The sequence below is a fragment of the Streptomyces longispororuber genome, assembly GCF_024448165.1.
Taxonomy (GTDB): domain Bacteria; phylum Actinomycetota; class Actinomycetes; order Streptomycetales; family Streptomycetaceae; genus Streptomyces; species Streptomyces longispororuber_A.
This window is the reverse complement of the sequence record NZ_JAMOLN010000335.1, coordinates 1-7,134: the sequence shown is the minus strand read 5'-3', so window position 1 is coordinate 7,134 and position 7,134 is coordinate 1. Positions and strand designations below refer to the sequence as shown.

The 7,134-nt window shown below is 73.6% G+C and carries 7 protein-coding genes and 1 pseudogene; 4 read left to right on the top strand and 4 right to left on the bottom strand.

Translation table 11 applies throughout. From position 1 onward, the window contains the following. The 3 genes from M4J07_RS45800 to M4J07_RS45790 form a co-directional block, all read right to left on the bottom strand. The coding region (locus M4J07_RS45800) for a hypothetical protein (protein WP_255982942.1) at nt 1–449 on the bottom strand (449 nt) is incomplete at its 3' end. Between the two features lie 56 nt (nt 450–505). Continuing rightward, nucleotides 506–1,156, bottom strand: a complete 651-nt coding sequence (locus M4J07_RS45795) for a response regulator (RefSeq protein ID WP_255982940.1) — start codon at nt 1,154–1,156, stop codon at nt 506–508. 283 nt (nt 1,157–1,439) lie between these two features. Further along, the gene (locus M4J07_RS45790) at nt 1,440–2,582 is read right to left on the bottom strand and encodes a sensor histidine kinase (protein WP_255982944.1); all 1,143 of its coding nucleotides are present in this window, start codon (nt 2,580–2,582) and stop codon (nt 1,440–1,442) included. A 349-nt stretch (nt 2,583–2,931) separates the two neighbouring features. Between M4J07_RS45790 and M4J07_RS45785 the strand changes: the two genes are divergently transcribed. From M4J07_RS45785 to M4J07_RS45770, 4 genes are all read left to right on the top strand, one after another. Continuing rightward, a complete protein-coding gene (locus M4J07_RS45785; RefSeq protein WP_255982938.1) occupies nt 2,932–3,495 on the top strand; it encodes a GlcG/HbpS family heme-binding protein in 564 nt (187 codons plus the stop codon). A gap of 158 nt (nt 3,496–3,653) precedes the next feature. Beyond that, entirely contained in the window at nt 3,654–4,241 is a 588-nt protein-coding gene (locus M4J07_RS45780) for an ankyrin repeat domain-containing protein (RefSeq protein ID WP_255982936.1), read from the top strand. Then, nucleotides 4,238–5,389, top strand: coding sequence for a hypothetical protein (locus M4J07_RS45775; RefSeq protein WP_255982934.1), 1,152 nt, complete (start codon nt 4,238–4,240; stop codon nt 5,387–5,389). The genes M4J07_RS45780 and M4J07_RS45775 overlap by 4 nt, the downstream gene beginning before the upstream one ends. 37 nt (nt 5,390–5,426) lie before the next feature. After that, nucleotides 5,427–6,830 carry a M1 family metallopeptidase gene (locus M4J07_RS45770; protein WP_255982932.1) on the top strand — a complete coding sequence of 468 codons (1,404 nt, stop codon included), beginning with the start codon at nt 5,427–5,429 and terminating at the stop codon, nt 6,828–6,830. Here the strand turns inward: M4J07_RS45770 and M4J07_RS45765 are convergent. Next, nucleotides 6,823–6,999 (bottom strand): annotated as a pseudogene (locus M4J07_RS45765) (M4 family metallopeptidase); the annotation flags it as partial. The gene M4J07_RS45770 and the pseudogene M4J07_RS45765 overlap by 8 nt on opposite strands. Nucleotides 7,000–7,134 lie beyond the last annotated feature (135 nt).

Genomic DNA, 7,134 nt, shown 5'->3' with positions numbered 1-7,134 from the left:
CCGAGGTCCTCGTGCATGTCGGTGAGGTCGGCGATCAGGTCGTGCAGGAAGTCCCGGGCCTCGCGGCGCAGTTCGGCGTGGGAGAAGGTCAGCGGGGGCTCGTCGCCCGGCATCCAGTCGGCCTCGATGTCGACCCAGCCGAACCGGCGCTCGAAGAGCATGCGGTCGGTGGACTCGGTGAAGTCCAGCTCCGCGTACTGGGGGGTGGCGCTGCGGCTGCCGCGTGGGTCGCGGTCCACCTGCTCGACGATGTCGCACAGCGCCCACGCGAAGTCGAGCACCGGCACCCATCCCCAGGCTGTGGACAGCTCCCGGTCCGCCTTCGTGTCGGCGAGGTACACGTCACCGCTGAACAGGTCGTGGCGCAGCGCGTGGACGTCCGCGCGCCGGTAGTCCGTCTGCGGCGGGTCCGGGAAGCGGCGGGAGAGGGCGTAACCGATGTCGAGCACGTACGTGATGGTGTCACGTACCGGCCCGACGGGCGCACGGCGGCGGTTCCGTGCGCTCAGGGCAGCAGGCGCTGCTCCTTCGCCACGGCCACCGCGCCCGCCCGGGTGTCCACGCCGAGCTTGTCGTAGATCCGGCCCAGGTGCGTCTTGACGGTGGCCTCGCTGATGAACAGGGCCTTGGCGATCTCCCGGTTGCCGAGGCCGTGCGCGAGCTGGCCGAGGATGTCGCGCTCGCGGTCGGTGAGGGTGGGGCGCGGTTTGCGCATGTTCGCCATGACGCGGCTGGCGACGGGGGCGGAGAGGGCCGTGCGGCCCTGGGCGGCGGCGTGGATCGCGGCGAAGAGTTCCTCCGGGCGTTCCGCCTTGAGCAGGTAGCCCGTGGCGCCGGCCTCGATGGCGCGGGTGATGTCGGCGTCGGTGTCGTACGTGGTCAGGACCAGGACGTTCGGGGTGGGGGACGGGGCGGAGGTGATGCGGCGGGTGGTCTCCACGCCGTCGATGCCCTCGCCGAGCTGGAGGTCCATCAGGACGACGTCGGGGTGCAGTTTCGCGACGAGGGCGAGCGCTTCCTCGCCGGTGCCGGCCTCGCCGACGACCTCGATGTCCGGGGCGCTGTCGAGGAGGGCGAGCAGTCCGGCGCGGACCACTACGTGGTCGTCGCAGAGGAGGATTCTCACCGGGGCGTTGGCTGGGCTCGGGCCGGTCATGGGGTGGGCTCCTTCTCGCCGTGGCGGGTCGAGCTGGTGGGCGGGTGCGGGTTTCGTCGTGGCTGGTCGCGCTCGCGCGGCGGAGCCGCATGCTGGCACAGCCCCGCGCCGCTGAGGGCGCGGCCTGCGGCCTGCGGCCGACATCCCGGGGGCGGTGAAATCCAGCCCCTCCGGCGATTGAGGAGCGGGGTTCGGGGCGGCGCCCCGTGGCGTCGGGCACCTGGGGCTCGACGGGGATCGCCGCGGAGAGGACCGCGCCCGGGTTCGGGCGGCGCCCGTGGCGTCAGGCATCGGGCGGCTCGACGGGGATCGCCGCCGAGAGGACCGCGCCCTCGCCGGGGGACGACTCGATCGTCAGGGTGCCGCCGAGCTGGTGGACGCGGGCGCGGATCGCGGGGAGGCCGTGGCCGCGGACGCCCGCGGCGGCGTCCGGCAGCGTCGCCGGGTCGAAGCCGTGGCCGTCGTCGGCGACGTCCATGACGACCTGGTCGTCCAGGAGCGTGAGCGTGATCGCCGCGGTGGTGGCGCCGGAGTGCTCGCGTACGTTGGCCAGCGCGCCCTGCGCGATCCGCAGCAGCGCCGACTGGACCCGGTCGGGCAGCCGCGGGGTGCGGCCCCCGTCGTCGATGTGGACGCGGACCGAGAGCCGGTCGCCGGACTCCCGCTCGGCGACGGTGTGCAGTGCCGCCTCCAGGCCGTGGGCGAGGTCGGCGGGCGCCAGGTCGTGCACGAAGCGGCGCGCCTCGGTGAGGTTGTGCTCGGCGATGGACGCCGCGGTGTGCACGTGGGCGCGGGCCTTGCCGGTGTCGGACTCCCACACCCGCTCGGCGGCCTGGAGCAGCATCTGCTGGCTGGACAGGCCCTGGGCGAGGGTGTCGTGGATCTCCATGGACAGCCGCTGGCGCTCGGCGAGCGTGCCCTCGCGGCGCTCGGACGCGGCGAGTTCCCGGCGGGTCCTGATCAGGTCGTCGATGAGGGCGCGCTGGCGGGCCGCCTGCCGCTGCATCTGGAGGAAGACGGCGGTGGCGAGCATGGAGACGGCGGGCGGGCCGAGCACCAGGTCCGGGTCCCAGCGGCCGGCGAGCCGAAGCTGGGAGGCGATGACCAGACCGGTCAGCAGCGTCACCAGGAGCAGTGCCGCGCGCGTGGGCAGGGTGCGCAGGCCGGTGTAGAAGAGCGGGACCCCGACCCAGGCGAAGCTCGGCGCGAGGATCACGAGGACCACGACCACGGCGACCACGGCCGCCAGCCACAGGCGCCGCCGGACGGTGGCGCGGCGCGGCCGGTCCAGCGCGATGCCGAGGACGTACAGCACGGCGAGGACCACGCTCAGCGCGATGATCCAGGGCGTGCGGGTGCCGCCGGGGTGGCGCAGCAGGAACCGGGCCAGGGCCACGCCGAGCAGCAGGAAGAACGCGGCGTGCATGACGGCGGTGAGCCACCGGGTGTCGTTCTCGTACGACTGGTCGGTGCGTCTCGTGGTCGCGCCCACCGTCACCTCCTCCACCGCTGCGAACTGGGCAAACACTCCCATTGTCGTCGGGTGCGGCGCCCCCGGGGTCAACCGTTCGGATGACCCCGGTGTCGGCCGCTCGGCGCGCCGCGTCCAGCCGGTCCGTCGAGGGTCCTGGCCCCGGTCCGGACCCAGGATTGAGGCAGAGCGGGACGGCGGAACCGGGATGCACCCCCGGAGCCCCGGGCCTCCTCGACGAACGGCACCGCGAGGTCGTGGGCACACCGCCCGACCACCCTCACCGAACTTGGGAGTTGTCCTCATGAAGCACGTCAAGAAGGTCTCGAAGCGCACCCGCGTCATCACCGGCACGACCCTTGCCGCGGCCGTCGCCCTCGGTGGCTTCGGCGCCTACTCGGCGAGCGCGTCGGAGACGACGCAGGCCGTGGCCGCCGCCCCGGCCGCCAACGTCAAGGGCAACACCACCACGTCGTCCACGCACCTGACGATCGACGCCGCGTCGAAGGCCGCGCAGGCCGCGCTCGACGCCGCCGAGAAGGAGAACCAGAAGGTCTCCGTCGCCGTCGTCGACCGCAACGGCAACACGATCCTGACCCTGCGCGGCGACGGCGCAGGCCCGCAGTCCTACGAGTCGGCCGTGAAGAAGGCGTACACCGCCGTCTCCTGGAACGCCCCGACCTCGGAGCTGACCAAGCGGCTGGAGAACGCCCCGACGCTGAAGGACATCCCGGGCACCCTGTTCCTCGCGGGCGGCGCCCCCGTCACCGCGAAGAACGCCCCGATCGCCGGCATCGGCGTCGCCGGCGCCCCGTCGGGCGACCTGGACGAGAAGTTCGCCCAGGCCGGCGTGGCCTCCCTCGGCTAGGACCGTGCGCCGGGCCCCGCGTCCCCCGAGGGGCGCGGGGCCCTGCGCCACCGGCCACCATGGACGCGCACTCGCCCACGAGACAGCCATCGCGACGGGGCGTGGGCCACGGGCCGCTGCCCCTGGCCCCGCTCCTCCTGACCCTTCGGAGGGGCCCGATGAACCGAAACCTGCTGGACGCTGCCGCGACGGGCGACGCCGAAGCCGTCCGCGCCGCCCTCACGGCGGGCGCCGACCCCGAGGCCCGCGACGCCCACCGCCGCACCCCGCTGCTCCTCGCGGCGCTGCACGACCACGTCGCCGCCGCGCAGGTCCTCGTCGGGGCCGGGGCCGACCCGAACGCCCAGGACGACCGCAGTGACAGCGCCTGGCTGGTCACGGGCGTCACCGGCTCCGTCGCGATGATGCGCGCCCTGCTGCCCGCGCACCCCGACCTGAAGGTGACGAACCGCTTCGGCGGCATCTCCGTCATCCCGGCGGCCGAGCGCGGCCACGTCGACTACGTCCGGGCCGTGCTGCGCGAGACCGACATCGACGTCGACCACGTCAACCGGCTCGGCTGGACCGCGCTGCTCGAAGCCGTGATCCTCGGCGACGGCGGCCGGGCCCACCAGGAGATCGTGGAGCTGCTGATCACGGCGGGCGCCGACCCCGGCCTGCCCGACGCGGACGGCGTCACCGCCCTGGAGCACGCCGAGCGCCGCGGTTTCCAGGAGATCGCCGGTCTGCTGAGGGCCGTACGGTGAGGCGTCTCGTCCTGGCCGCGACGGCCGTCGTCGTCCTCGCCACCGGGTGCGCGGCCCAGCAGAGCGACGCGGCGGATGCCAACTCCCCTGAAACGAGCGCGAGTTCAGCGTCGAAGCCCCCGGACTCGCCCACGTCGCCGAAGCCGTCGTCGCCGAAGACCACCGGCAAGACCCCCGACGGCACCCTCCTCGTCGCCGACTTCGGTTCCGACACCGTCACCTTCGTCGACCCCGACCGGGGCGCGATCGACTCGGTGCGGGTCGGCGAGGCCCCGTACGGACTGGTCGTCGGCGAGGACGGCCGGGCCTGGGTCGCCACCGCCGAGGGCGTCGCCGTCGTGGACACGCACGAGCGGAAGCGCACGGACCTCGTCGCGTACGAGACGGAGGACCTCGGCCCGGTCACCGGCGGCGAGTACCGCGGCGGCGGCATGGGCATCGCCCTCGCGCCCGACGGCGACCACGTCTACGTCGGCGTGAACGTGCCCGGCGGCAACGGCACGCTGGAGACCATCGACACCGGTACCCGCGAGGTCACCGACGTCACCGGCGTGGGCCGCCGCCCCTTCGACGTGGACGTCTCGCGCGACGGCCGTGAGGTCTACGCGACCGACCACGACTCGTTCGACGTCACCGTCGTCGACGCGCGCACGCACGACGCGCGCCGCATCGAGGTCGCCCCGTACGGCACCGAGGGCGGGCTCGGCTCCTGGCTGAAGCCGCACTACGCGGCCGTCCGCCCGTCCGACGGCAGGCTGCTGTTCCCCTTCGAGGGCGAGAAGCTGGTCGTCGTCGACCCGGACACCGGCCGCTCGACGATCGAGCGGATGACGGCGAACACGCACCAGCACGGCGTCACGGTCACCCCCGACGGCACCCTCCTCGCCGTCGGCACAGGACCCATCGATCCGTCCAGGGACGAGGGCCCGTCGCTGAGCGTCCGGACGAAGGACGGCAAGGAGAAGGTGATCCCGCTGGACGGCCCGCACGAAGACGTCGCGGTCTCCGCCGACGGCCGCACCGCGTACGTCACCGGCGGCTTCACCCGCGACGGCTACTGGAACGGCATCTCGGTCGTCGACCTCGACAGCGGCGACGTCCGCCGACTGGCCGCGGGCGAACGGCCGTTGGGCATCGCCGTGCTGTGACGGGGAAGCGGGGCATTCGGGGCAATAGGATCGCGGGGTGCGCACCCTCCGGCTCCCCGCGGCCCTGCTGTCCCTCACCGCCCTGGCCGCCCTCGCCGCGTGCGAGGGCGGCGTCCACGGCACCCCCGGCGCCGCGGGCCTGCGCGACCCGTATTTCCCGAAGCTGGGCAACGGCGGCTACGACGTCACGCACTACGCCCTCGACCTCGACTACGACCCGGCCTCCCACCGCCTCACGGGCACGGCCGACCTCACCGCGACCGCGGGCCAGGACCTCAGCGCCTTCAACCTCGACCTGGAGGGGCTGACGGTCAAGAAGGTCACCGTCGACGGGAAGCCGGCCGTGGGCAGCCGCGCCGGGCACGAGCTGACGGTCCGGCCGCACGACGAACTGCGCAAGGGCGCCACCTTCCGCGCGAGCGTCCGCTACACCGGCGAACCCGTCACCATCACCGACCCGGACGGCTCGGAGGAGGGCTGGCTGCGCACCGCCGACGGTGCGCTCGGCCTCGGCGAACCCACCGGCTCCATGGCGTGGTTCCCCGGCAACCACCACCCGTCGGACAAGGCGACGTACGACATCACGGTCACCGTCCCGACGGGGGTGAAGGCCGTCTCCAACGGGGAGTTGAGGAGCACCGAGCGCAGCCCCGACGGCCGGCGCACCGCCTACGCCTGGCACGTCGCACAGCCCATGGCGAGCTATGTGGCGACCGTCGCGATCGGCGACTTCGAGACGGAGGAGGGCCGGACGCCCGCCGGGATCCCCGTGTACACGGCCGTCGACCCGGCCGAGGCCGCGGCGAGCGCGAAGGTGCTCGCGCGGCTGCCCGAGGTCGTCGACTGGGAGGCGAAGACCTTCGGCCCGTACCCGTTCTCCTCCACCGGCGCGATCGTCGACCGCGACGGCGACGCGGGCTACGCCCTGGAGACCCAGAACCGCCCCGTCTTCCCCGGCGCCCCCGACCTCGCCACCCTCGTCCACGAGCTGGCGCACCAGTGGTACGGCGACTCGGTCACCCCGAAGTCGTGGCGCGACATGTGGCTCAACGAGGGCTTCGCGACGTACGCGGAGTGGCTGTGGGACGAGGACCACGGCGGCGACACGGCCCGCCAGTCCTTCGACGCGGTGTACGACCGCCCGGCGAGCGACGGCGTCTGGTCCTTCCCGCCCGCCGAGCCGTCGACCTCCGCGCACATCTCCGACGCGCCCGTCTACCAGCGCGGCGCGATGGTGCTGCAGCGCGTCCGCGAGGTGATCGGCGACGACAAGTTCTTCTCCCTGCTGCGGAGTTGGCCAGCCGACCACAAGTACGGGAACGCGAGCACGGCCGACTTCACGGCCTATGTGGAGCAGCGCAACCCCGGCAAGGGCGAGGCCCTCGCCGGGGTCTGGGAGACCTGGCTGTACGGGAACGGCAAGCCGGAGAAAGCTAGTTGACGTTCACCGCGGCCCAGGCGGCCGCGACGGCCGTGGCCTCCGCGCTGCCCGCGCCGTACAGGTCGGCGGCCGCCTTGAGCGTGGCGGTGCGCGCGGCCGCGTAGTCGGTCGAGGACGTCATGTACGTGGACAGGGCCTTATACCAGATCTGCTGGGCCTTGTCCCGGCGCGTCCTTGAGGGCGGTGACCCGCTCGGAGGCGCTGAGGGGGAGAGCGGTGGCGCCTGTCGCGCGGTCCGTTGCGGCCTGGGCGGAGGTGCCTGCCTGGACGCCGACGACGACCATCGCGGCACTGGCGACGAGGG

Bases quoted from the DNA above. Each gene is read 5' to 3' on its own strand.
- M4J07_RS45795 (WP_255982940.1), bottom strand. From the start codon at position 1,156: ATGACCGGCCCGAGCCCAGCCAACGCCCCGGTGAGAATCCTCCTCTGC.
- M4J07_RS45790 (WP_255982944.1), bottom strand. From the start codon at position 2,582: ATGCACGCCGCGTTCTTCCTGCTGCTCGGCGTGGCCCTGGCCCGGTTC.
- M4J07_RS45785 (WP_255982938.1), top strand. From the start codon at position 2,932: ATGAAGCACGTCAAGAAGGTCTCGAAGCGCACCCGCGTCATCACCGGC.
- M4J07_RS45780 (WP_255982936.1), top strand. From the start codon at position 3,654: ATGAACCGAAACCTGCTGGACGCTGCCGCGACGGGCGACGCCGAAGCC.